This window comes from Adlercreutzia rubneri (genome assembly GCF_009755265.1).
Lineage (GTDB): Bacteria > Actinomycetota > Coriobacteriia > Coriobacteriales > Eggerthellaceae > Adlercreutzia > Adlercreutzia rubneri.
The window spans coordinates 1-580 of sequence record NZ_WPOO01000062.1 but is presented as its reverse complement, the minus strand read 5'-3'; the positions used below and the strand labels follow the sequence as shown (position 1 = coordinate 580).

The 580-nt window shown below is 66.4% G+C and carries 1 protein-coding gene; it reads left to right on the top strand.

Features of this window, described 5'->3' with window-relative positions:
• Window positions 1-29: 29 nt before the first annotated feature.
• On the top strand, window positions 30-580 hold a 551-nt coding region (ligD, locus tag GO707_RS11890; RefSeq protein WP_472755564.1), incomplete at its 3' end, for a non-homologous end-joining DNA ligase LigD.

The window sequence follows — 580 nt, the reverse complement described above, 5'->3', positions numbered from 1 at the left end:
GATTGAGCGAAGCGGCCTCACGCGAGCTGATGGCCGCGTTCGAAGGCCTCGAGCGACCGGACGCGCCTTTCGCCGACGCGCCGAAGCCGCGCTCGGGCGAGCGCGTCGTATGGCTGGATCCTCAGGTGATCGTGCAGGTGAAGTTCGCCGAGTGGACCGAGGACGGCCTGCTGCGACACCCCAGCTACCAGGGCATCCGCACCGACAAAGACCCACACGACTTGCAACGGGAACCCGCATCGGAACCTGACGAGCAAACCCCCGACCGATTGGAGCGCCCCATGAATTCCGACAACGAGAAGAACGGCGAGCTGCGCATCGACGGCGTTCGCATCACGAACCCCGGCAAGCTGTTGTTCGAAGACCCGCCCATCACGAAGGAGGACGTGGTGCGCTCCTCCGCCAGCATGGCCGACCGCATGCTGCCCTACGCGTCCGGCCGCATCCTCAGCATCGTGCGATGCCCGCGCGGCGCAGACTCGGCCTGCTTCTTCAAGAAGCATCCCGGGCCTTCCAACCCGGGCGTGCGCACCGTGGACATCCCCACGAGCAGCGGCGACGAGGAGCCGTACTTCTACGT